The 23,319-nt window shown below is 39.2% G+C and carries 21 protein-coding genes; all 21 read right to left on the bottom strand.

From position 1 onward, the window contains the following. Nucleotides 1–43: 43 nt before the first annotated feature. Nucleotides 44–1,306, bottom strand: coding sequence for a DnaB-like helicase C-terminal domain-containing protein (locus tag QNN06_RS04185; RefSeq protein WP_284037064.1), 1,263 nt, complete (start codon nt 1,304–1,306; stop codon nt 44–46). Beyond that, the gene (locus tag QNN06_RS04180; RefSeq protein WP_284037063.1) at nt 1,303–2,292 is read right to left on the bottom strand and encodes a DnaD domain protein; all 990 of its coding nucleotides are present in this window, start codon (nt 2,290–2,292) and stop codon (nt 1,303–1,305) included. The genes QNN06_RS04185 and QNN06_RS04180 overlap by 4 nt, the downstream gene beginning before the upstream one ends. A gap of 393 nt (nt 2,293–2,685) precedes the next feature. Beyond that, nucleotides 2,686–2,886 carry a hypothetical protein gene (locus tag QNN06_RS04175; RefSeq protein ID WP_284037062.1) on the bottom strand — a complete coding sequence of 67 codons (201 nt, stop codon included), beginning with the start codon at nt 2,884–2,886 and terminating at the stop codon, nt 2,686–2,688. Between the two features lie 75 nt (nt 2,887–2,961). Further along, complete coding sequence (locus QNN06_RS04170) at nt 2,962–3,447, bottom strand: hypothetical protein (RefSeq protein WP_284037061.1); 486 nt, start codon at nt 3,445–3,447, stop codon at nt 2,962–2,964. After that, a complete protein-coding gene (locus QNN06_RS04165; RefSeq protein ID WP_284037060.1) occupies nt 3,408–3,614 on the bottom strand; it encodes a hypothetical protein in 207 nt (68 codons plus the stop codon). Before QNN06_RS04165 ends, QNN06_RS04170 begins: the two co-directional genes overlap by 40 nt. A 316-nt stretch (nt 3,615–3,930) precedes the next feature. After that, nucleotides 3,931–5,085 (bottom strand): serine hydrolase domain-containing protein, encoded by a 1,155-nt coding sequence (locus tag QNN06_RS04160; RefSeq protein WP_284037059.1) that lies wholly within the window; start codon nt 5,083–5,085, stop codon nt 3,931–3,933. A 529-nt stretch (nt 5,086–5,614) separates the two neighbouring features. Next, a complete protein-coding gene (locus QNN06_RS04155) occupies nt 5,615–6,916 on the bottom strand; it encodes an MFS transporter (RefSeq protein ID WP_284037058.1) in 1,302 nt (433 codons plus the stop codon). Nucleotides 6,917–7,307: 391 nt separating this feature from the next. After that, nucleotides 7,308–7,715, bottom strand: a complete 408-nt coding sequence (locus tag QNN06_RS04150) for a VOC family protein (RefSeq protein ID WP_284037057.1) — start codon at nt 7,713–7,715, stop codon at nt 7,308–7,310. 93 nt (nt 7,716–7,808) lie between these two features. Continuing rightward, on the bottom strand, nt 7,809–8,588 hold the full coding sequence (locus tag QNN06_RS04145; RefSeq protein ID WP_284037056.1) for an enoyl-CoA hydratase/isomerase family protein: 780 nt from the start codon (nt 8,586–8,588) through the stop codon (nt 7,809–7,811). An 83-nt stretch (nt 8,589–8,671) separates the two neighbouring features. Next, the gene (locus tag QNN06_RS04140) at nt 8,672–10,234 is read right to left on the bottom strand and encodes an ABC transporter substrate-binding protein (RefSeq protein ID WP_284037055.1); all 1,563 of its coding nucleotides are present in this window, start codon (nt 10,232–10,234) and stop codon (nt 8,672–8,674) included. Nucleotides 10,235–10,268: 34 nt separating this feature from the next. Further along, the gene (locus tag QNN06_RS04135; RefSeq protein WP_284037054.1) at nt 10,269–11,936 is read right to left on the bottom strand and encodes a long-chain fatty acid--CoA ligase; all 1,668 of its coding nucleotides are present in this window, start codon (nt 11,934–11,936) and stop codon (nt 10,269–10,271) included. Nucleotides 11,937–12,236: 300 nt separating this feature from the next. Beyond that, on the bottom strand, nt 12,237–13,040 hold the full coding sequence (locus tag QNN06_RS04130) for an IclR family transcriptional regulator (RefSeq protein WP_213118671.1): 804 nt from the start codon (nt 13,038–13,040) through the stop codon (nt 12,237–12,239). A 333-nt stretch (nt 13,041–13,373) separates the two neighbouring features. Next, nucleotides 13,374–13,559: a hypothetical protein gene (locus QNN06_RS04125; RefSeq protein WP_284037053.1), complete on the bottom strand. Its 186-nt coding sequence runs from the start codon at nt 13,557–13,559 to the stop codon at nt 13,374–13,376. A 579-nt stretch (nt 13,560–14,138) separates the two neighbouring features. After that, complete coding sequence (locus tag QNN06_RS04120) at nt 14,139–15,122, bottom strand: ABC transporter ATP-binding protein (protein ID WP_284037052.1); 984 nt, start codon at nt 15,120–15,122, stop codon at nt 14,139–14,141. Beyond that, nucleotides 15,094–16,125: an ABC transporter ATP-binding protein gene (locus QNN06_RS04115; protein WP_284037051.1), complete on the bottom strand. Its 1,032-nt coding sequence runs from the start codon at nt 16,123–16,125 to the stop codon at nt 15,094–15,096. The genes QNN06_RS04120 and QNN06_RS04115 overlap by 29 nt, the downstream gene beginning before the upstream one ends. A 17-nt stretch (nt 16,126–16,142) precedes the next feature. Beyond that, nucleotides 16,143–16,982, bottom strand: a complete 840-nt coding sequence (locus QNN06_RS04110; RefSeq protein WP_284037050.1) for an ABC transporter permease — start codon at nt 16,980–16,982, stop codon at nt 16,143–16,145. Nucleotides 16,983–16,997: 15 nt separating this feature from the next. Next, entirely contained in the window at nt 16,998–17,942 is a 945-nt protein-coding gene (locus QNN06_RS04105; RefSeq protein ID WP_284037049.1) for an ABC transporter permease, read from the bottom strand. A gap of 162 nt (nt 17,943–18,104) precedes the next feature. Then, a complete protein-coding gene (locus QNN06_RS04100; protein ID WP_284037893.1) occupies nt 18,105–19,673 on the bottom strand; it encodes an ABC transporter substrate-binding protein in 1,569 nt (522 codons plus the stop codon). A gap of 147 nt (nt 19,674–19,820) precedes the next feature. Then, nucleotides 19,821–21,254 carry an NAD-dependent succinate-semialdehyde dehydrogenase gene (locus QNN06_RS04095; protein WP_284037048.1) on the bottom strand — a complete coding sequence of 478 codons (1,434 nt, stop codon included), beginning with the start codon at nt 21,252–21,254 and terminating at the stop codon, nt 19,821–19,823. A 237-nt stretch (nt 21,255–21,491) separates the two neighbouring features. After that, on the bottom strand, nt 21,492–22,262 hold the full coding sequence (locus QNN06_RS04090; protein ID WP_284037047.1) for an SDR family NAD(P)-dependent oxidoreductase: 771 nt from the start codon (nt 22,260–22,262) through the stop codon (nt 21,492–21,494). Nucleotides 22,263–22,349: 87 nt separating this feature from the next. Beyond that, nucleotides 22,350–23,312 (bottom strand): alpha/beta hydrolase, encoded by a 963-nt coding sequence (locus QNN06_RS04085; protein ID WP_213118679.1) that lies wholly within the window; start codon nt 23,310–23,312, stop codon nt 22,350–22,352. Nucleotides 23,313–23,319: the final 7 nt, after the last annotated feature.

The following is a 23,319-nucleotide window of genomic DNA, read 5'->3' as shown; positions in this document are numbered from 1 at the left end:
ATCATATGGTCCGCGGGCTTTGTCCTTAATGGCTGCCGGAAGGCTATACAAGGGTTTGATTCTGTTCCCTTCGTTCATCAATCGCTCCCGTATACTCGTTGTAATTCACCGAGATGGTTCCAACTTGGCCATTTCGGTTTTTCGAGACAATGATTTCAAGAGAATGATCTTGAGATTCCTTGTCATAATAGGCCTCGCGGTATAGGAACAAAATGACATCGGCATCCTGCTCGACACTTCCCGATTCCCGAATGTCAGACATCATCGGCCGTTTATTGGCCCTTGATTCCACCGATCGATTTAGCTGCGCTAAACAGATGACGGGGCAATCAAAATCCTTCGCCATCGTCTTAAGAGATTTTGAAATCTCCGTTACTTGTTGATGGGAATTCCCTCCGTACGGTTGACTGGATTGGATCAGTGTTAAGTAATCGATAAACAGGATCGGTCTTTTGCCAGGAAATTGATTCATCATTTTTCGCGTTTTCGCTCTCATCTCGGTAATCGTTTGTCCCGCCCCATCAAAAATTTGCATATTGGTTTCCGTGAGATCACCAATCACATCCGACCATTTATCCTTTTGACGTTGACTTAGCATTCTTTTCGGATCCCGCATTTTAGAACGATTAAAGCCGCCTGTTGAAGCAATTAGCCGCTTGGTTATCAGTTTCTCAGGCATTTCTAAGGAAAATACGAGTGGCAGATACCCAGCCCAACCGGCCATTTTGGCAAAATGAAGCATCACGTCGGTTTTTCCCATGGATGGTCTGGCCGCTAGAATCGTGACTTCTCCGCCCTGAAAGCCTCCCGTCATGTCGTCAAGCTGTTTGATACCCGTTGTAACACTTTTCAGGCGTAATTGATCTTCCCAGGGTGCCTCATAGATGTTGGCCAACGCTTGTTGTAATGAGGTATGATCATCGAGCTTTAATTGGTTAATCTTATCCAGTTCGCTCACGACCTTCGCAATCTCCCAGTCATTCATAGTGGCAACACTCAAGATGTTTCTCTTTTCCCGCTCCTTCCACGACTCAAGAATGAGCTTTTCCGTTCCATCAAATTTCTCGATGTCTGCATAGGACAGCAGCTCAGAAAGATAGGACATTCCCCCTATTGATTCGAGATCGGACAGGGTTGAAAAAGTAATTAAATCAAGATTCTTACCGGCACGTTTGAACTCCACCATTTTTCGCATGATTTCTTTATGCCTTGCACTTTCTAGCTGTTCAGGCTGAATTACAGTATCCGTTAGTAAGTATTCCTCCTTCATCAAACTGCCTAAGAACGCTTTTTCCGCCATACTCATTCCTCTTCACCTGCCGTTAGATCGAGTTGGAATCCACTTGGAATATCTCTTCCGGTACGATATATTTCAGTTGATTGCCTAGACATTGGTGCTGCCTGTTGGGGTGCCTGTTGGGCATCAACATCTGCTACGGTCAGTAACGATTCATTTTCCCAGTTTCTAAGAATCGCAACAATATAGTTAAGCCTTCGCTTGTTATTCGCACAGGCAATCTCCATGGCTTTTAGGATCATCTCTTTCGGCTGTAAAAAGCTAGAATCATCTAACCATGATAACAGCTGCTGCTTTGCCATCACGTTCGTAAAGCCAAAACCATTCGTATCCCAAAACTCGATAATTTCATTCACATCTTCTGGTTTTGTAAGATTCTTTAAATCTGGAGCATCCTCCATATTTGGCTGAGAAGCTATTTTTTGTTTTTGTTTTTCTTTTTTATTTTCTTTTTCTTTTTGCCCACGTATCGTCTTACGGCACGTCGACGTATCGTTAATCTCTTCGTCTTCCGTATCGGTATATGTATCCTGTTCCTCGCATTCACTGTCCTCGTTGCCAAAAAGCAATTCATCTTGTCCACTAAAAGATTCATACAGGCTGTTAATTCCGAGATTAGTAATGCCTTCTGAAACATACGAAATAAGCGAGCGATCTTGTACCTCTTTTAGCTCGGAAATGATACAGTCCATGATCGGTTTCCCGCCTTTATGCAGGTTATATTCCCCCCAGAATTTAATCGCCAGTTCTTTTGTTTCCTGATTGTAGCGAATCAACTGGTGTTGCTCGGCAAATCGTTCCATTAACGCCTGAACAGTCTCCATTGAATAGCCCAAATGAAAAGCCATTTGCTTCTTCGTTATTCGATAGATGCCAATTTGAGTTGTTTTAGAATTTGTCAGCAGATAGAGGTAAAAATACTTCTCCTCCGGGGTCATCTCTTCCACAACGGGATTTTCCCAAAATTCAGTTCGCACCATTCGATACTTTGCCATCCTTAACCACCATCCTTGTTTATTGAAAAACTCTATTCAGACTCTATTTATGGTTTGATGAGGAATACGGATAGGGTAGATTTTAAAAAAAGGTGAATATTTTATGACAATAATGTTTTCACCTAGATTCTAGTTTATATAGTAGGGAATTCAGGGAATGAATGTAGCTTGGAATGGAATGAAAAAGTGTGACAGGCAACCGTCAACTTTCGGTCATTTTGGGATGGCAATACACGGAGTAAATGATTACCGTTTCTTTTTTGGTTAGTTGGTTTAGAATAACTTAGAAAAACCAAAATTCACTGGCACCATGCCAGTAGAATAATCATCGTAAACAAAAAAACTCTAATAGTATTTAATACTGTTAGAGTTTTTTTCTAATCTTAAAATATGCTACAGATAAGAATCCGGTTTAATTTTTAGTGCGTATAAAAGATTATTAAGATTGAGTTTAAACGAACCATAGTCTATTTCTTCTTTGTTTTTTGATTGACGCACAATGTTTTGGATCTTATCCCAATCTTGTCTTAATCCTCTAGGAATGTCATTTTCCTTTTCTCGGACTTTCTTTAAAGTATCTAAATGTCTATTCATAAGCTCCTCATACGTCATTCTAGGTACTATCGCAGCACCCCTATTACGTCCCATTGGCAGCACTAGCATTTTCTGCTATCTTTTCATCGCCTGGAACTCTGAAAGTTTCATAATGTGCTCATCAAGAAGTGGAAATCCCAGGTCCATAAAGACTTTAATCTCCTGATTATAGAAATCATCTGGTATATCTTCCTCTATGAGCTCTTCTTCCATCATTTTTTCTAGTAACTCTTCTCTTTTCCAGGGAGCCAAATGATCAAATACTTTTCTCTGAGATTCATTAAATCCGCTATATACCTTTTGGAACTGTACTTCTTTGTCATACTTAGTTTTAATTTGGTATACTTTTTGAATTTGACGGTCGATAAGGGGAAGGCCCACCTCAACTTGCTTAATAATCTCCTCCGGCACCGTTTCAATATAACGAAATTTCTCTAATGAGAAAAATTGCTGATTCCGGTATTTCATAAGGATTTCATCTCTTTCTAAATCGATGGTATGGAACCCTTTTTTGATATCGCTTATATTTCCGGAGATAAATTGGTGTAGTTTTCTAGGCAAATTTCTCCTAATTTATAGATTTTCTTTTCTTTCGTATGTAAAACGATATACTGATATCTTAATGGGGTGCCGCATTCACAGCGGTATGGCTTATTCCCAAAACCACCGTCTAATACCTCTCTGAGTACCCAGGAATCCAGTTCTTCTTCTACCTCTTCTTCTGTCATTCCTTCGGATAAGGTAACACCTTTCTTTTGAGAAAGGATTTCTAACCATTTACTCTTTTTACTTCTTTTAAGATGTTCACTTAGGAATTCTTTCTGTTTAGCAGTTAATGTATTTTGAATTTCATTAACTTCTTTTTCTGTTAAAGATTACATATGCTCAATTGGTCATCACCTGTATTATTGGAATATCCATTAATTTGAACAACTGTATCTGCTTTTAAAACAGTGCCTGTCACGCCCCAATCGTACTGAAGAATTCGAAAAAAAGTGGGAGGTCACAGGCACTTTAACTAATCAGAACTTTCCTTTATCGTCTTTAAACCGCACCATTTATAACATTCCGCAGCCTTGGCTGATGAATTGCCTCAAAGTTCGGGACCATTTGCTGCATGTAGACAGCTGATAAATTTTCTTTCGCATCGACCATTAGCCATGTACCGGCCCTACCCATCCAGCCAAATTCGCCTAACGAGCTATTGCTGCCCCCGGCGGCTGGATTGATCATCGTGCGAACACCAAGGCCATATCCATAACCTTTTAAAGCATCCCAATTATAATACTTCAAAAGTTCTGGTGATAGATGGTTGGTAGTCATGAGCTCAATGGTTTTCCGCCCTAAAATGCGAACACCATCCATCTCTCCTCCATTCGCCAGCATATGTCCGAAGCGGCTATAGTCTTCTAGCGTAGACAGAAGTCCCCCGCCGCCGCTTTCAATAAGAGTACGCGGCTGGTAGCGTGCATCCATGCTGGTATTTTTTATTAACGGGCCTTCTTCGTTACGGTCATATAAGCTGCAAAGCCGGTGCTTCTTCTCTTCAGGAATCTTGAAAAATGTATCCTTCATTCCAAGCGGGTCAAAGATTTCATCCTTTAAAAATTGCCCAAAGGTTTTCCCGGCCAACACCTCGATCAATGCACCTAGAATATCATGGCTAAATCCGTAATGCCAACGTGTCCCCGGTTCAAATGCTAGCGGAATGGAAGCAAGAGTTTTTGACAAGTTACGTACGTTCCAGTCCTCGCTTTCAACTTCTGTCTCTAACCTCTTGGCCACCTGGCGTTCCGTTTCAAAGAGGTTTCCTGCGTATGTCAGCCCGGATGTCATCATAAATAAGTCTTTAAGGGTAATAGACCTTGCTGCAGGCACTATTTCAATCTCATTATCTTTGCCAGTTTGATAGACTTGAGGATTTTTAAATTCTGGCAGATACTCTTCAAGCGGATCATTTAGCAAGAAGAGGCCGCGCTCATATAACATTAAAGCAGCCACGCAGGTAATCACTTTTGAGTTTGAATAGATTCGATAAATGGTATCGGGTGCAATAGGCTTTTTTGTTTCCAGGTCCGCATAGCCGACATATTCTTCAAAAACAACTTCCCCTTTATGCATGACCGATAAAGCACAGCCTGCAGGACCGTTTTCTACAAATCTCTTTAATAACGGGCTTAGTCTATGTAACGATTCCAACTGCTTCCTCTCCTTTTTGAAGCGTTTTCAATATTCATTATAGTATAATTTTGGTAAAATCATAATGATTAACATTTCTCAATTACTTGTTTCCTATTCTTCTATAAGTTTGTCTCTTCAAGAAAACCCTCTTTTTCAAGCATATATAGAGTGCGTGTCACAGCCCGAAATATGCGGAAGAGCAAACAACCAATTGGTAGTAATTGGCGCTTTCTTCACTTTCTAGAAGTAATACCTTACTACCTTATTAGATGTCTGTCCACCCTCTGAATCCCGAATAATCTCAAACCGGTATACACCCAATGATTCCATTGCTTTGCAGACTGTGGGCAAATACGGGTTCGGCCCAATAACGAATCGACCTTTTGCCGTTACTCAAAGACGCTTTTACTAGCAGAGGATACATGGTTGGCCATATTATGGTTTCTCATAAATAAAAAAGTGCCTGCCATCAACCGAATATAGTCTAGAAGTACCGACAAATTACAGGTAGTGACTGGCACCTATTTAGAAGTGATCCAAAAAGTCTCTAAATCACATGATTAAGATCCTCAGAAATTACTTGTTTATTATCCTTTAATTCTTGTAAATAAACAGGAATGTATGCGATAGCTCCTAGTAATCCAGTGCCAACCAGGAAGAGAAACCCGCTGGCAAAAGAACCTGTTGCATCTACTAAATAGCCGATAACTAACGGGACAATGGCAGCCCAAATATATCCCATCCCGTTAAATACCCCGCCAGCTGTAGCAATATTCCAACTATTCGCCACCCTCTGCAGTGCAGAATGCCCTACAAATGCACCAATGTACACAACTCCTGTTGCAAAAGAAAGTAGCGTAATAATAAGGGTGCTATTTTGAAATAATGTGACAACATACATCAAAGCAGAGGCAATGGTAAGAGCGGCAATTAATATCCAATTTCGATTTTTTAAACGGTCTGCCAGCGGACTTACCGTCAGCATAAGAATAACACTACATATCCATGGCAATGCCGACAAGAAGCTACTTTTGACAAAACTGATATTTAATTCTCTTGTTAGATAGGTTGGAAGCCAGGCAATGAGACCCCAGATAAACCCATTACCAAGACAGTTACCAGCCACTAAAAACCAGTAATCATGGCGCTTCCAAACAGAAGGTTTATTTTCAGCCTGGACATCGTTCTTTACCTCTAATCCTTCACCAATATGCTGTAATTCCCATTTGCTTATGGAAGGATGGTCAGAAGGCTTATCATACACATAGCGATAAATGAGGACAATCGGAATAATCAAGCCGATAATCCCAAAGACAAAGAAATTAGCCCGCCAGCCTAGAGAAGCTGTCATTTGTCCCAATAATGGAAGAGTAATGACAGGAGCTAACGTAAGCCCTACCAGCCAGATTGCATTAGCGAAGTTTCTTTCTGAAGACGGAAACCAGCGCATAATCAGTCGGTCTGTCGTCGGAGTAAGTGGGGATTCAGCAAACCCTAATATGGCTCGAAAAACAAGCATAAGGATAAACACAGAAGTAAATCCCATAAGAACCATAATGACAGCCCAGGAAATACAGCTAAAGATAAGGATAACCCGGGCACCTAGCTTATCTGAAATCGCTCCCGTAATGAAGTTAGCCAAACCATAAGGAAGTAGAAAAAACGTCATCAACAAGCCTTGGGCGGCGAAATCACCCGTAATGCCCAAGGCATCGGTAAAAGGTTTATCCGCTAAAAGGATGGTAATATTGGATCTGTCGACATAGGCAACTAAATACAAAAAAAACAGAGAAAAAGCAATTCCGTATCTTTTTTTGGTTTTTGCAGCTTCCACAACTGAATTTGGCACTATTCTATTCATCCCTTTCAAAGATTGCTACTATTATTTAGCTATCTACTATTTAGTCAATAATTGTTTATATTACTAACAAATAAATCTTAATAATTTTGTATTCTCTAACTTCTCTTAACCAACTAAACTATAAATATTTCACATCCTTTGTAATCGCTTTATTAAACTTGTAATACAATCATACAAGATAGAAATGTTACTATCAATATATTTTTTAAAATTTTCTAAATCTTCTACTGTTTTCATTCTTTTTCAGTATGGCCTTCATTCCCACTGAAATGTGATAAAGTATGAATAAAATGCTTGTAAGCGTAAAATAATCCCCACCTGTTAATCAGATGGGGATTATTTTACTTTATAGATAACTTATTACTTATCGTTCGTTATTTTAATTTTTTTGGGCTCTTGGCTCATTATTTTCGGGTGCCAATTCAATGAGGACACCGTATGCATCCTTTGGATGAATAAATGAAAAATGCGTTCTGTCGAGTATGTTTATATTCTCTTCCCTAAGTTTTGCGACAGCTTCTTTATAATTGGGATAACAGAAACAAACATGGTGAATGCCTTCTCCATGCTTCGCTATATATTTCGCAATCACACTTTCTTCAGATGTGGGCTCCATAAGATACAAATGAAAATCACCTATTTGAACCACAACGTCCCGATACGATTCGGACGGCACACCACCGATTTCTGAAATGACACCGCCAAACTTTTCCCCGAAGAAACGTGATGCTTTTTCAAGATCTTTTACAGCAATCGCGAGATAAGGTACTTGCGTTACTTTGTTCATTCCATAATCCTCCTTAAAGTTATAAATAGACTAATAAGCATGGGAGCTTCTTTAAATGAACTCATTATTAGACTCCTTTATAAATGCGTATTGTTACCTCCCTATATATTTCGCTTCACGTTTCTCTTTAAATGCCGCGATGCCTTCCTTATAATCCTCTGTCTGCATCATAATCACTTGGGTTAACCGTTCCAATTCCAACATCTCATCTAAGTCGGAAACGAAGGACTGATTCACTAGCTTCTTCGTCATTTCGTAGGCTTTGCTTGGACCGTTTGCATATTTACTAACAAACTCCATCGCTTTTTCTTCAAATTCATCAGCTTGAAATACTCGATTTACAATGCCCCATTCGAACGCTTGCTTCGCATCGATTGGTTCTGCGCTGAAAAGCAGTTCCTTTGCCCGCTGTGCACCAACGAGACGAGGTAGAAAGTATGATCCTCCTCCATCAGTTACAAGGCCAATTTTTGTAAAGCTCATAATAAATTTACTGCCTTCAGCGGCAATGATCATGTCACATGAGAGAGCGTAGTTAAAGGCAGCTCCAGCCGCGTAGCCGTGGACAAGCGCAATAACTGGTTTCTCAAATGAACGAATTGCCATAACTAATTCGTTCGTATGATATAAAGTATCGTAAACACTCGTTCCTCCAAGCTTATGAAAGCTTTTTACATCCCCACCTGCACTGAACGCACGCCCAGCGCCTTGAATCGTAACAACTCGGACATCGTCATTATTTCTTGCTTCTTTCAGTGCATCTATTATGCCTTGCTTCATTTCATAACTGAATGCATTCAAAGAATCGGGACGATTTAAAGTTAACTTCATGATGCCATTTTCAACTTTTACTAATAAATGTTCGTTTCCCATTAAAAAAACCACCTTAATATTTATTTTGAAAATTACAAATATTTACAATAGATCTACCCAAGCCATCAAGGTTTGTTAAAGTTTTACTTTTCTAACCAAATTGTCGAAAAAACTCCTTTGGCCATCATATTTTGCTCATAGCCTTTTAGTTTAGGGCTTGTAGCATCTATCGCCGAAGGAAATAAAAGAGGAATGACTCTCGCTTCTTCCAGAAGAGCTTGTCTCCCAATCTCATGGTATACCTTAGCTCGTTCCTTTAGATCATCGTTTAAAACAGCTTCCGAAAGAAGTGAATCGATTTCTTGAGAACCACCTCCAAGATTGTAATAACTATTTTTAGAATACTGAGAGTTGGTAAGCATTTGTGGGTCAGGTTTTCCAGTCGCAGATGCTAAAAATGCAGGTGTCCCCTTTTCAGCAAAAAAAGTAGAAACCGCTGCAGTTAATTCCATTGATTGGAGATTTACCTCAATACCTATTTCTTTTAATTGACCTTTAATTGCCTCCGCTAGTCTACTTTCATAAGCTGAAGAATAGTGAAGTAAAGTAAATGAGGGATTTTTAAGGCCCGATTCCTGCAATAGTTTCTTAGCTTTTTTTGGATTATATTCGATTTTAGCTTCATTATCATGTGCCCAGTGTCCACTTGGAAAATCACCATATGCAGGCTCGCCGTCACCAAAGTTAATGGATTTAACTAGCGCTTCACGGTTAATGCCATGTTGAACTGCTAATCTAAATGATTTGTTGTTAAATGGTTCTATGTTTCTATTAAGATATAGTTGTGGACGTTTCATTCCTAATATTTTTTTAACTACTATTTTGGGATCGTTTTCTAAATTTGATAGATTTGCTGCATTAATGTTAAAGGCTAAATCTATTTCTCCTGATTTTAAAGCATTAATTCTTGTATTTTCGTCGGCTATAATTTTGATGGTCATTTTATCCAGATAAGGTTTTCCTTCCTGCCAATAATCCTCAAATGCCGCCAAAACAATTTCTCCATTTGGAACCCGGCTTACAAACTTATAGGGGCCTGCACCTACTGGATGCTGGGAATAATTATCTCCATTTTCCTTTACGGCAGTCGGGGAAACCATCATTCCGGCATAATCTGATAATACTAATATAAGAGAGGTATCAGGTTGCATTAAGTGAAATTTCACTGTCAATGGATCGACTACTTCTACACTCTCTATATTTTTCAACTCCGAAACATTCGAATTATCAGAATTCACTCGCTCGATATTAAATTTAACCGCTTCTGCATCAAACGTCGTTCCATCGTGGAATTTAACATTTTCTTGTAAATGAAAAACGACCGTTTTTTCATCGGTAAATTCCCATGATTTCGCAAGTCCAGGTTGTGGTTCAAGTTTTTGATTAAAGGTGACTAGCGTGTCATATACTGGCCAAAGTAATGACTGATCTCCTCCTGAGCTTGACTTAATCGGATCGTAATTACTAATATCCGTGCTATATCCCAGTACAGCCTCTCCACCCTTTTGCGGTTTTTCTTCTTTTGCATTATCATTTGAAACATGTTTATTTTCCGAGCCTGACTTAGAAGAACACCCCACCACGGTCATCGTGAAAGCTAATAAAAGTAATAATCTAACAAAAAACAGAATCTGGAGTTTATACATGACATCATCTCCTTTGTAAAATTTTTATATAATTTTATCTTTGTTTCTGTTCTTGTACTTCTTGAAGCTTTCTCCAAAGAATCTTTCCACTTCCTGACGTCGGAAGCTTATCTAAAAATTGGACAACTCTTGGATATTTGTAAGCCGCCATTTGCTTTTTTGACCAGGTGATAATCTCTTCTTCTGTTGTATTCTCCTTCAATTTTTCATTTAAAACAATGAAAGCCTTTACCGTCTCACCTCTTCTTGGATCAGGAACCCCAATTACGCAAGCGTGTTTAACAGCAGGGTGTTTATATAGAAGTGATTCAACCTCTGCAGGCCATACTTTAAATCCAGACGCATTAATCATCCGTTTTACACGGTCAACCATAAAGAAATATCCTTCTTCGTCATAAAAAGCAATGTCTCCTGTTCTAAAAAATGTCTTCCCATCTAACTGAATAAATGCGTTAGCTGTATCTTCAGACCTATTCCAGTAGCCTTTAAAAACTTGGGGTCCATTTAAAATTACTTCTCCTTCTTCATTTGGCCCCAATTCTATCATGGTGTTTGGATCAATAATCCTAGCGTCAACATCAAATTGCGGTACACCCATGCATTGCATTTTCGGTCGATCTCTTGGATTCATGTGTGTCTGTGCAATCGTTTCAGATAATCCATACCCTTCCCCATATTCAATACCAGTTAACTGATAAAGCTTTTCACCAACTGCCTTCGGTAATGCTGCGCCACCTCCACTAATGGATTTCAACGATTTCAGATTATAGCCTGATAAATTGGGATTTGCCAAGAAATCAACCAACATTGTCGCGATACATATCCAATGCGTACAACTATAACGCTCAATTAATTTCCCTGCCGTGTCCCGATCCCATCTAGTCATAACAATAATCGTTCCACCTGTATAAATCGGTGTATTCATAAGGTGTTGCAAGCCGGTTACATGGAAAAATGGAAGAATCGCTAAGCTTACCGCACTTGGCGAATGTTGCGACCATAAACTCGCACCAAAAATGTTGCTTTGCATTGTCTTATGGGTATGCATGCACCCTTTTGGCTTTCCTGTTGTCCCCGATGTATACGGCAAGCAGCATAAATCTTCTGATTTCGCCTCACTTGGATTCGGTATACTTCCAAGGGCCAATGCTTCTTCCCACTCGATCATATGAGGTGAATCAAACACAACCCTTTTTTTGACGACAACGTCTGGAATCGAATAGTCAAGTCCTTGCTGAGCATAATCCGCATACGTAGCAACGATGATTTGCTCTAACGGCGTTTTTCCAAGACTTGGCTGGATATGTTCGATTAATTCTTGCCCAGCAATAGCGATCTTCGCTCCACAATCGGTTAAATAGAAGGCAACCTCATCTTTAACATTCATTGGATTAACCGGTACGACTACTGCATCAACTCGCAAGATGGCGTAAAAGGAAATAATATATTGCGGAGAATTTTGCATATAAAGAGCAACACGATCTCCTTTAGAAACCCCTAGGTTTTTTTGCAAAAAACCTGCTAGCCGATTTACTTCATTAGATAGCTGTTTGTAAGAAATTTCTGTTCCGTAATAAATAATCGCTGTTTTATCAGGGTAACGTGCAGTGGTTACCTCTAAATTGTGATGCACCGTTGATTTCGGAACTGGTAACGATGTTCCCAAACGTTTAGGCCAAAATTCATAATGTCTTGTCATCATAAAAAGCCACCGCCAATAATAGATTTTTTTACAAAAAACCAACTTTTCCCTTCTCGACAACAATCCTCAAAAGCTTCGAAAATGAGTTCGCCACTAAGTACACGCTTCACCATTTGATAGGGTCCAGCTGCAACAGGATTATGGATTATTCAGTAAAGAAATCGATGACTAATCTATGAAGTCTAATTTGACAGCGTTACATCCGCGTTGAGAAAATCTTAAGTTTCTTAAGGTTTAACTTTCCGAAATTTATCAAACAGAGCTTATACGCCGCCATTTTTTCTTTGGCACATGCTTTACTTAAAATATTGTGGTAGATATTTGGTGAGCTATATCTTTTAAAAGTCTTCCATACGAATGAAGTTCTTCATCGGATACTTGAGAATAAAAACAATGTGTTGATAAAACGTAGCGAATATCATTATTTCCATCAAATACTGGGGCAGCAACCCCACATACCCCTAAAAAAGTCTCCTGAGAAGCTATAGCATACCCGTTACTTCTAATAATACGTAACTGATTCTTTAATTCTGTAATTGTATCAACCGTATATTCCGTAACTTTCTTAAGACCTCCGGTGTAATCTATGATCGCATCTACTTCCTCCTCATTTAAAAAGGCTAAAAAGCATTTTCCGGTAGATGTCGTTGTCATTGGTCGAATTTGACCTAAATTTACATTAATTCGAAAGTCTTTTGTGCTTTCCTGTTTTGCTAAATAAATCACTTTATCATCGCCATATCTTTGTGAAAAAATACAGGTTTGATTGGTTAGTAGAGATGCCTTTTCAAGAAATACCTGCACTTTTTGTAAATCAATTAAATCTGAGGCCTTTTGACCCAATAGCGTTAGATAAAAACCTAATTTAAATGCTTTATCTTTTTCTGAGTAGGAAACCATATTGAATTTTAGGAGTGAATGTAAAATTCGAAAACTAGTGCTCGGATTTAAGGCAACAGCATTGGAAATTTCGGATACAGATTTACCTTTAGGACTTTCTTTCATTAAGTATTCAAGTATTTTTACTGCATTATCGATAGCTGGTACAACATACTTTTCATTTTTTATATTTTTCGTTTTCGATCCACTTAATTTCCCTTTCATGTTCGACCTCCGTTGTTTTTATTTACAATAACAACAATATTTCTATACATTACTTTCTTCAACGCAATTAGATGAGCGATCACCAGCACGTTCATTTAAAAACATACGCAATTTTTATATGTAAAAAATAATATTTCATATACAAAATATATCATGTTCTTCGAATAATTGTAAATAATATTTTGAATTTTTAAAAATATATTTTAACTCTAGAAGGCCATACACTTTCGTTAAAAATAAAAAACCCACCTTTAAAACGAGGCGGGTCCATCCATCATAGTCAGCTTTATCCGGACTCTTTAATCCCCTGAACAGCAACAGCAGTTGGTTCAATTAGGGCTGCATGTTCCAATATCTAGTAATCAGGTGAATGTAAAAGTAGCGTGGACGGGCATTTGCGGCAGTGATTTGCATGAACAATCCTTCTGGAAGTTTAATAACATTTTTTGCGTCGACGACCACAAAATCTGCGAAACCGCTATAGGCATTTAAACCTACAAAAGCAAAACCTTTATACATATCTACCAACGGCTCTTTATGTTTACCGCCGGTAATTAGAGGATTGATGACAACTCTATCACAGCTTGTAAACTGCTGACATCAGAACCTGTTTCTACTACAACACCGGATTTTTGAATTTAATACAAATGAAATGATCTTCTTTTCCATTACAAAAAGCCAGCAATTTTGCTAGCTTTATTAGGTAGGTATGATAAAGAAAACCTGGGGGCTTTGCCTTCTTTCCTTACTCCATGAAATAACTATATATAATTTTATAGATTTTTGTTTTACAATCCAATTCAGGTTTGTTTAGAACTTTTTCCTGATCTTTAATCGGACCAATTAATAAGTGGTAAAAATGTAAATTTTAATTTGCCCCAATAATGGAAAGGTAATGACAATGGGCATCGCAACGGCAGATTCAGACAATGCCAATGTGTCTGCCAAACCGATTGCCAAGGTTTTAGAATGCCTAAAGGTTTCTGGTTGAAAATTTTGTCGAATTTCACACAACAAGTATGCCTTTTTGGGGGTCAAACCAAAAATATGCAAGATTCAACTCATAAACTTATATAAGTCCCTTTTCTTCTACCTTTTCTAATTTGCTACTCTATCCTCGAATAATAAACACGCTGTTAGGCTTTGTTCAGAAGTAGATAGTAGATTCGGATCGATACTCTTACATTGTTCCATCGCGACTGGACAGCGTGTATGGAAGCTGCAGCCTGCTGGAGGATTTGCAGGGCTTGGCAGGTCACCTTGTAAAATAATTCTTTCGCGGTCCCGCATTTTCGGATTTGGAAGAGGCACGGCCGACAACAATGCTTTTGTATATGGATGCCGCGGATTGGCAAACAATTCCTCTTTATCCGCAAATTCTATAATTTTCCCAAGATACATGACCGCAATTTTGTCGCTAATATGTTTAACGGCTTGAATGCCATGTGCAATAAAGAGATAGGATAAGCCCATATCTTTTTGAATTTCTTTTAATAGATTTAAGATTTGGGCTTGAATGGATACGTCAAGGGCTGAGACTGGTTCATCACACACAATGAGCTTAGGCTGTAAAGCTAGTGCTCTTGCAATGCCAATCCTTTGTCTTTGTCCCCCAGAGAATTCAATTGGATAACGGCTGCCATGGTAGGAATCGAGCCCGACTCTCTCTAGTAGTTCGTCCACCCTTTTCCTTCGTTCTTTTGCGTTACCGACTTTATGCAGGACTAACGGTTCAGCAATAATATCTGCAACCGTCATTCTCGGATTGAGCGACGAGTACGGATCTTGAAAGATCATCTGTAAGTTCTTTCCTAAAGATTTTTTAGCTTTGTACTCACTTAATTTTTTTCCTTCAAAGTAGATTTCTCCACCTGTCGGATCTGTCAGTCCGACGACCATTCTACCTGTGGTCGATTTCCCGCATCCTGATTCACCAACCAAACCGACGGTCTCTCCGGGATAAATGTCAAGGCTTACACCATCAACGGCTTTCACAAATTGATTCTTTTGCCCAAAAAGTCCGCTTCCAACAGGATAGTACTTTTTAATGTCTTTAAGTGATACTAGTGGCTGCTGATTCATATTTTGCAATCTCCCCTTCCTTTCCAAACGGATTCCAACAAGAAACCCGGTTCCCTGACGGATGTGGAAGCAATGTTGGTGCTGTTTGACTGCACTTTTTCGTTGCGTAGCTGCATCGTGTCACGAAATTACAACCTGTTGGCAACTCGAGCGGGTTCGGCACAATACCAGGAATGGTGTCTAATTTTTCTTTAGAAGGGCCATATAACTCAGGTATGCTGGCCATTAATCCTTTTGTATACGGGTGAAGTGGATTTTCAAAGATATCCGCTACCGTTCCTTCTTCGACAATCTTTCCGCAATACATAACTAAGACACGATCAGCCATTTCGGCTACAACACCGAGATCATGCGTTATTAGGAGAATGGAAATGCCGGTTTCCTTCTGCAGCTGGCGCAAAAGGTTCAAAATTTGCGCCTGAATCGTCACATCAAGTGCCGTTGTCGGTTCATCGGCAATAAGGAGCTGTGGATCACAAGCAAGTGCCATTGCAATCATTACTCTTTGCCTCATTCCACCGGACAATTGATGAGGATAGTCATTGAGGCGCCGCTTTGCATCGGGAATGCCGACTTTATTCAATAAATCGAGTGCTGTTTCTAGGGCTTCTTTATATTTCACTTTTTTATGCAAAACGATTGACTCGGCAATTTGTTTGCCAATGGTATGGACAGGATTAAGTGAAAACATCGGATCCTGGAAAATCATGGCTATTTCGTTGCCACGAATTTTCCTCATTTCCTTTTCTTTTAATCTCAATAAATCTTTATCTTTGAAGTAAATGCTGCTTTCTGGTTTATATTGAATCGCACTAGCGTTGAGTCCCATGATCGAGAGGGAGGAAACGCTTTTTCCGCTTCCCGACTCGCCTACTAATGCGACAATTTCACCCTTATTGATAGAGAATGAAATATCGTTAACAGGTTTGATTTCGCCTTTCGGTGTTGAAATGAAGGTTTGTAGATTTCTCACCTCAAGTAATGGCGCTTCTTTCGAACTCATGCTTCCGACCTCCTTTATTAAGCTTTTTTATACTTTGGATCAAGCGCTGCACGAAGCCCATCTCCGAGGAAATTACCAGCCAGTACCGTCAGCATAATAGCTAGACCAGGGTAAATAATCATCCACGCATTCATGTTGATCATGCTGTAGGCTTGTTGAATCATATTTCCCCAACTAATCTGCGGAGACTTTGCTCCCATTCCAAGGAAACTAAGAGAGGCTTCAACTAAAATCGCATAGCTTAAATTAAATGAGGCTTGTACAACGATGGGAGGAGTGATGTTCGGGATAATATGTTTCAGCATGATCCAGCCTGCGCCAGCACCTGAGATTTTTGCTGCTTCCACATAAGGCTCTGCACGGATTTGCAATGTTTGTCCCCTTGCAAGCCTTGCGAATTGCGGTGTGAAAACGATGCCGATGGCAATCATCGCGTTCCATAAACTAATACCCAGAGCACCTGTAATACCAAGCGCGAGTAAAATAGCAGGAATGGCAATAATACCGTCAACAATCCGCATCAAAATATCATCAACGACCCCGCCTAAATAGCCTGACAAAATTCCCATCGGAACACCGATACAGAGCGGAATCAATATCGCAACCAACCCAGCTTGGATTGCCGCCTTCGTTCCCATTAACAATCGGCTGAAAATATCACGACCGAGTTCATCTGTACCTAACCAGTGTTGGGAACTTGGGCTAAGCATGACTTTCATCAAGTCCTGTTTTAACGGATCATGAGGCACGATGAACGGAGCAATCATGGAAATAATGACAAGAATCATTAAAAAAATGAAGCTGAAAAATGCTAGCCGTTCTGCCATTAAACGCTTGAAAACTGTTTTAAAACTCATTTCCCTGCTCCTTCCCTAATATTCAATCCGAGGATCTAAGATAGCGTACACAAGATCAGTAATAAAATTGATAATAATAACCATGATAATCATGACGAGAACAACCCCCTGAAGCATTGTGAAGTCACGCTGCAATATAGAGTTGACTGCGAGCTGACCCATACCGGGTATGGCAAATATCGTTTCGATCACAACGGTTGCACCTAATAAGTTTCCGAATAAAATACCAATTGTCGTCACAACTGGCAGCATTGCATTTTGCAGCCCGTGTTTGAAAATCGCTCTCCAGCGCTCAACACCCTTGGAGTATGCAGTCCGCAAATAATCCGCACTCATTACTTCCACTAAAGATGAGCGTAAGTGTCTTGTAATCTGTGCAGTTCCAACCGCCCCAAGTGAAAGAGCCGGCAGCAAAATTCCTTTTATAAAGTATACTGGGTTTTCATTAATACTCGTAAATCCAGTCGCCGGTACCCATTCAAGCTTCAAGCTAAAGAATAAAACGAGCAGCATCGCAAGCCAAAAGTTAGGCATCGACATGCCAATCGTTCCAAAAAAGCGCGATACATAGTCGATCCAGCTATTCGGATAATAGATAGACATAATGGCGAAAAACATGCCACCCAAAACGGAAATGATCATCGCAGTGACAACCAATTGAAATGTAACAGCGAAACGGCTGATCACCGCCTCATGAACGAATTGTCCCGTGAAAATGGAACGGCCCAAATCCCCTTGAAGGGCATGTTCCAACCAATCTAAATACTGTATAATAATCGGTTGATCAAGTCCCAACTGCTGCCGTAATTGTGCTATTTTTTCAGGAGTCGCATTTTCGCCTAGCAACGCCAAGACAGGGTCACCTGGGATAAGTAAAATAAAAGAAAACACGATGAGGGTTGTAATGAACAGCATTGGGATAACATATAACAGGCGACGTACTAGAAATTTTAAAAACATTCTTACGCCCTCCTTCCGTTTAGTTTGAAAGCATCCACAAACTCATTGAAATAAGTGGAGCAGGCATGATGAGTTGCTGCTCCACTATTAAAATGTTGTTGAACATGTACTTTTATTATTTTTGTGATCGTTTTCTCAATCGACTCAATTAGATACTTTTCATTACTCCCCCATCCAGATCGTTGAGAAAACTGGTTTGCCCATCATATTTGGTTCAAATCCTTTTACCTTTTTATTCATAGCAGATGTCATCCGATCGTATACAACCGGGATTGCAATTGCTTCTTCCAAAAGTGCTTTTTTACTAATTTCTTTGTATAATTTAGCACGTTCCTTTTGATCATAACTTGAAGCTGCTTCTGATATAAGTGACTCAATTTCCGGAGTAGAGTATTTACCAGGATTAAGATAGCTATTTGCTGAAAATATAAGTCGGGTCGTCATTTGCGGATCTGGACGCCCTGTCCAAGAGGTAAAAAATGCTGGTGCTGTCTTTTCGGCAAAATAACTTGTAGTCCCCTTTGTAACTTCCATTGGCTGAAGGTCCACATTAATTCCTATTTCTTTTAACTGGCTCTTTACGGCTTCGGCACCCTTTGCATAGTCCGCAATCGGAAAGTTAATCATTGTGAATGAGATATCCTTAAGCCCGGAGTCTTTTACTAATTGTTTTGCTTTTTCAGGGTTATATTCTATTTTCATATCAGGATTACCCGCCCAATATTCCTTTGGAAAGATGTTATTAGCCGGTTCACCTTGTCCAAAATTAATCCCTTTATTAATCCCCTCACGGTTAATCCCATATTGGATGGCTAATCGTACATTTTTATTATCAAACGGCGGCATCGTCTGATTTAAAAACATCATCTTAAATCGAAGTGGCAAAACATCTTTTAAGACAATATTGGAATCAGTTTTTAGATTTTGAACATTCCCAGGGGAAATATTGTCAGCATAATCTATTTCACCTGATTTAAGTGCATTAATTCTTGTATTTTCATCCGGCATGACTTTAATTGTCATTTTGTCAAGATAAGGCTTTCCCTCCTGCCAGTAATCTTCATAGGCTTCAAAAACAACCTCTCCATTAGGAATATGCTTTACTCGTTTAAAAGGTCCTGCACCAGTCGGATGTAGAGGAAAGTCATCACCATATTCTTTAACAGCAGCAGGGGAAACCATCATCCCACCTCGGTCTGATAGCGCTAACAAAAGAGACGAATCTGGTTGTTTTAAATTGAGTTTAACAGTCTTATTATCAGTAACTTCTACACTATCAATATTTTTGAGATCGGATACCACTGACTTATCGGAGTTAACTCGTTCGATATTAAATTTCACCGCTTCCGCATCAAATGCGGTGCCGTCATGAAAAGTTACACCTTCCCTAAGATGAAGAATCAATGTCTTCTTATCGTCTGTAAATTCCCATGATTCAGCCAATCCGGGCTTTGGCTCAAGCTCTTTCGTAAATGAGATAAGTGTATCATAGATGGGCCATAGTAAAGGATGATCACTACCACTGCTTCCTAAAATTGGATCATAATTCGTGGAATCCGATTGATACGCTAATGTCACTTCCCCACCTTTTTTAGGTTTGCCTTCTTCAGACTTCGATGCTTGACCGGAATTTGTTGGATTCTTTCCTGAGCTCGTATCAGAAGAACATCCCACGATCATAACGGCAAGAATTAGCACTGGCACTAACTTGGCAATAAAAGTGAAATTCATTCTTTTCAATAAAATCATCTCCCGTCTCGTAAGAAAATTAATTGGTAAACCTTTTTTTGTTCTTACCTAGATGTCATTTTTTTAGTGAATTTTTCAAAATGCACAAAATCTGCTATATTGTTGAGTACTGTAAGATCAGCTACTAGTTCAATTTTGTTTAATTTTCATTGATACATATTTTTCAACTAAATATTCTTGTAAACCGTACTTTCCACCTTCGCGGCCAACACCACTTGCTTTTACCCCGCCGAAAGGAGCCTGTGCCGTTGTCGGCATTTCATCATTTATACCAACAATTCCATATTCAAGATTTTCCATCATTCGTATGGCACGACTAAAATCATTGGTATAACAATATGCTGCTAGACCATATTGAAAATGATTGGCTCTTTCAACTACTTCCTCTTCTGATTGAAATGTAAAGATCGGTGCAACTGGTCCAAACGTTTCCTCTTTTGAAATAATCATTTCATCCGTAGCATAATTGATCACTGTAGGTTCAAAAAAGCACCCATCCATTTGTTCAAATTTTGCTTCTTTTCCTCCGGCGATCACTTTGCCACCATGTTTTATTGCATCATCAATTTGTGATGTAACTTTAGATAAAGACTCGCGATTGATTAGTGGACCTATGTCTGTGTTGTCATTCAGCCCATTTCCTATGACCAGTTCACTTACTTTTTTCGCAAATAATGTGCCAAACTCATCTGCTATCGATTCCTGAACATAAATCCGATTTGTACAAACACAGGTTTGGCCTGCATTTCTAAATTTACTTGCGATTGCACCATCTACTGCAGTTTCTAGATCTGCATCTTCAAAAACGATATATGGTGCATGACCGCCTAGCTCCATCGATACTTTTTTTACTGTATCAGCTGCACCGCGCATCAATTCAATTCCTACTTCAGTTGACCCAGTAAAAGTTAATTTACGGACCGCAAAACTCCCATTAAAAGTAGAAGCTATCTCCTGAGATGCTCCTGTTACTAGATTCGCCACTCCTTTTGGCAGTCTTGCAGCATCCAGTGCCTCAAAAATTAATTTTGCTGTAAGAGGGGTTGCTGATGCTGGTTTAACGATCACAGTACAACCTGCCGCAAGTGCTGGAGCTATCTTTCTAGTAATCATTGCTGCTGGAAAATTCCAAGGTGTAATCGCCGCAGTAACCCCAACAGGCTCCTGAAAAACAAATATTCTTTTATCCATACTTGAAGCTGGAATCGTATCACCATAAATACGTTTTGCTTCCTCTGCATACCAGTCAACATAAGATATTGCTAGATTAACTTCTCCAATAGACTCTCGTAATGGTTTCCCCATTTCAAGAGTTATTGTTGTTGCAATTTCCTCTGCTCTATCCCTTAATTGATCAGCAAATGTTTTTAAAAACGAACTTCTTTCTCCAGCCGTTTTTCTTTTCCATATCTTAAAAGCTTGTTCAGCAGAAGAAATGGCCATTTCTGTATCTTCTTTGTTCCCATATGCCATCTCTCCAACCTTTTCTTTGGTTGCTGGATTATAAATAGTGAAACTTTTGTTCGAAACAGATGGGGTCCATTCACCATTAATATAAAGCATCTAGATGCCTCCTCGTTTAATATGCTTAGGCGTTCATTTTCATCCTATTATTTTCTAACTAATTGCCTTGTGAAAATGTTGAATATGTTGGGAGTTTCGTGATGATTCAAGATAATAGTATTAGAATAATTGGGGAAAATTTTTACCTTGATTGCGGGTATATAGGTTCATGGTATTTCCAAGATAGATGGGACAAGGGATTCCTCATCCCATCATGATTTAATTAAGACTCTATATTTAAAAACCCCTTGCGTGCGCTCCACCATCTATTAATATTGTTTCGCCTGTCACATAGGAAGAAGCATCAGAAGCTAAAAACATTACTCCTGCTGCAATTTCCTCAGGTTTTCCCATACGTTTCATTGGAGACTTACTTAAAACTTTTTCCATAAATTGTTTATCAGTTTCTTTTATAGAAGCTAGAATAGGAGTTTCTGTATAGTAAGGGGCGACACCATTTACCCTTACCCCTCTTTCGGCCCATTCAGAAGCAAATGCCTTCGTAACCATATTTACTCCACTTTTACTAACACTATAAGCAAGAGAACCAGTTACGGCTTGCTGGGATGCACCTGAAGAAATATTAATGATAGAACCGCTGCCCTGTTCTAGCATGACTTTGCCCACTTCCTGTGTAAACATGAAAACACCCGTTAAGTTTACATCGATAATCTTTTGCCAAACCTCTAATGGAAAGTCCTCTGCCGGTGTTCTTTTGGATGTTATTCCTGCGTTATTAACTAATATGTCAATAGTGGAAAACTTTCCAAGTGTTGTGTTTACTACATTTTTAATATCATTAGGGTTTGTAACATCACATTGAATGACTAATACTTTCGCTCCCTTCTCTCTAAGTTCTTCTGCAAACCCTTCAATATCCGTTAATATGAGGTCACATAGAACGAGATTACATTCGTAATTCGCAAATCCCCTTGCAATGCTTTTTCCCATACCTCCATTAGCACCAGTTACAATAGCTGTTTTTCCGTCCAAAGTAAAAATATCCAAAATAGTTCCCTCCATGTTAATGTTATTTAAGATAAAAAACCTAAAATCGAATAGGTCACTAATAAAAAGCAGCTTGTTGGAATTCCATTATTTTAAATTTCTAGAATGCTCTACCCTATCTTGATTTTTTTCAAGAAGAAAACGAGCAATGTTAGAAATTGTATTTTTTATTTGTTCAGGGAAAATATCAATATACGTGAAATATCCATGAACCAAACCTTTTTTGCAAATAGATTCAACTTTTACATTCGCATCTTTTAAGCGTTTTGCGTAAGCTAATCCATCGTCGCGAAGTACATCATTTTCTGCGACAATCACAAGTGCTGGTGGCAAATGACTTAAATCTTCGGCCATTAATGGGGCCGCATATTTTTGAATTTTATCCTGATCATCTATAATGTAATGATTAGAAAACCAAATCGCTAGATCTTTAGTCAGACCGAATCCGTTTTCAAATTCTTTAAAAGACTTTGTGTTTACATTAAAACTAGTACTTGGATAAATGAGTACTTGTGCTGAAATATCAGGCCCCTTTTGATCCCGGGCCATCATAGAAACAACAGCAGCCATGTTTCCTCCAGCACTATCACCGGCAACTACAATAGTAGAAGCATCTCCATTGATTAACGCTGCATTTTCACTGACCCATTGTAGTGCTGCATAGCAGTCATTCACTGGAATAGGAAACTTATACTCCGGGGAGAGCCTATAGTCTACTGAAACCACAACACTTTCAGTTAGTTCGGCAATCAATCTGCAAGTTGCATCGCAAGTTTCAAGATCACCTAGAACCCACCCACCGCCGTGGTAATAAATAAAAATAGGAAAAGGGCCTTCTTCTTTGGGCGTATAAATTCTAATTTTCACATTTGCATCCTGATCGACAGGAATAAAACGGTCTTCGACTTTAGCAAGCCGTCCAAGTTCTGCTTTTACACCTGAAGGCTTCTTAAATAACTCTCTCACGGCTTGATGCCCTAACGATAGGTTTTCCAATACTTGGTCAAAACCTTTAATATATACTTTTGATTCTGGGGATAGTTCAGCCAAATCTATT

It is taken from the genome of Neobacillus sp. 114 (assembly GCF_030127045.1).
Lineage (GTDB): Bacteria > Bacillota > Bacilli > Bacillales > Cytobacillaceae > Neobacillus > Neobacillus rhizophilus.
The sequence above is the reverse complement of the archived record's forward strand: the minus strand, read 5'-3'. Positions and strand labels throughout refer to the sequence as shown.

Excerpts from the sequence above, each read along its gene's own strand:
- QNN06_RS04120 (WP_284037052.1), bottom strand. The coding sequence starts at position 15,122 with ATGAATCAGCAGCCACTAGTATCACTTAAAGACATTAAAAAGTACTAT.
- QNN06_RS04145 (WP_284037056.1), bottom strand. The coding sequence starts at position 8,588 with ATGGGAAACGAACATTTATTAGTAAAAGTTGAAAATGGCATCATGAAG.
- QNN06_RS04140 (WP_284037055.1), bottom strand. The coding sequence starts at position 10,234 with ATGTATAAACTCCAGATTCTGTTTTTTGTTAGATTATTACTTTTATTA.
- QNN06_RS04180 (WP_284037063.1), bottom strand. The coding sequence starts at position 2,292 with ATGGCAAAGTATCGAATGGTGCGAACTGAATTTTGGGAAAATCCCGTT.
- QNN06_RS04185 (WP_284037064.1), bottom strand. The coding sequence starts at position 1,306 with ATGAGTATGGCGGAAAAAGCGTTCTTAGGCAGTTTGATGAAGGAGGAA.
- QNN06_RS04115 (WP_284037051.1), bottom strand. The coding sequence starts at position 16,125 with ATGAGTTCGAAAGAAGCGCCATTACTTGAGGTGAGAAATCTACAAACC.
- QNN06_RS04105 (WP_284037049.1), bottom strand. The coding sequence starts at position 17,942 with ATGTTTTTAAAATTTCTAGTACGTCGCCTGTTATATGTTATCCCAATG.
- QNN06_RS04100 (WP_284037893.1), bottom strand. The coding sequence starts at position 19,673 with ATGAATTTCACTTTTATTGCCAAGTTAGTGCCAGTGCTAATTCTTGCC.
- QNN06_RS04125 (WP_284037053.1), bottom strand. The coding sequence starts at position 13,559 with ATGTATAAAGGTTTTGCTTTTGTAGGTTTAAATGCCTATAGCGGTTTC.
- QNN06_RS04110 (WP_284037050.1), bottom strand. The coding sequence starts at position 16,982 with ATGAGTTTTAAAACAGTTTTCAAGCGTTTAATGGCAGAACGGCTAGCA.
- QNN06_RS04135 (WP_284037054.1), bottom strand. The coding sequence starts at position 11,936 with ATGATGACAAGACATTATGAATTTTGGCCTAAACGTTTGGGAACATCG.
- QNN06_RS04095 (WP_284037048.1), bottom strand. The coding sequence starts at position 21,254 with ATGCTTTATATTAATGGTGAATGGACCCCATCTGTTTCGAACAAAAGT.
- QNN06_RS04175 (WP_284037062.1), bottom strand. The coding sequence starts at position 2,886 with ATGAATAGACATTTAGATACTTTAAAGAAAGTCCGAGAAAAGGAAAAT.
- QNN06_RS04165 (WP_284037060.1), bottom strand. The coding sequence starts at position 3,614 with ATGACAGAAGAAGAGGTAGAAGAAGAACTGGATTCCTGGGTACTCAGA.
- QNN06_RS04130 (WP_213118671.1), bottom strand. The coding sequence starts at position 13,040 with ATGAAAGGGAAATTAAGTGGATCGAAAACGAAAAATATAAAAAATGAA.
- QNN06_RS04150 (WP_284037057.1), bottom strand. The coding sequence starts at position 7,715 with ATGAACAAAGTAACGCAAGTACCTTATCTCGCGATTGCTGTAAAAGAT.